The 656-nt window shown below is 68.3% G+C and carries 1 protein-coding gene; it reads right to left on the bottom strand.

Features of this window, described 5'->3' with window-relative positions; genetic code table 11:
- Positions 1-656 (bottom strand): aldehyde dehydrogenase family protein (locus ASE59_RS14885; protein ID WP_235515799.1); only part of this gene is annotated, 656 nt, incomplete at both ends.

The following is a 656-nucleotide window of genomic DNA, read 5'->3' as shown; positions in this document are numbered from 1 at the left end:
GGAGCACCGGGCCGAAGATTTCCTCGCGGTACGATTCCATTTGCGGGGTCACATGGTCGAACAGCGTCGGGCCGATGAAGAAGCCGCGCTCATGCCCTTGCAGGCTGAACCCGCGTCCGTCGACGACCAGTTCGGCGCCTTCCTCGACGCCCCTGGCGATCCAGCCTTCGACCCGCGCCTTGTGCTGGGCATTGACCACCGGGCCGTAATGCGCGTCGGGATCGGTCGATACGCCGACCCGCAACCCTTCGATCGCGGGGATCAGCTTTTCACGGAGCGCCGCGGCGGTCCTGTCGCCGACCGGCACCACCACCGGTAGCGCCATGCACCGCTCGCCCGCCGACCCGAACGCCGCGCCGGCGAGGTCGGCGACGACCTGATCGAGATCGGCGTCGGGCATGACGATGCCGTGGTTCTTGGCCCCGCCCATCGCCTGCACGCGCTTGCCCGCCGCGACGCCGCGTTTGTAGACATAATGGGCGATGTCGCTCGACCCGACGAAGCTGACCGCGCCGATCGCCGGATGGTCGAGGATCGCATCGACCACCGTTTTGTCGCCGTGCACGACCTGCAGGATGCCTTGCGGAGCGCCCGCCTCCAGCAACAGTTCGGCGAGGCGCACCGGCACCGAAGGGTCGCGTTCGCTGGGTTTGAGG

Source organism: Sphingomonas sp. Leaf10 (assembly GCF_001421245.1).
GTDB lineage: Bacteria > Pseudomonadota > Alphaproteobacteria > Sphingomonadales > Sphingomonadaceae > Sphingomonas.
The sequence above is the reverse complement of the archived record's forward strand: the minus strand, read 5'-3'. Positions and strand labels throughout refer to the sequence as shown.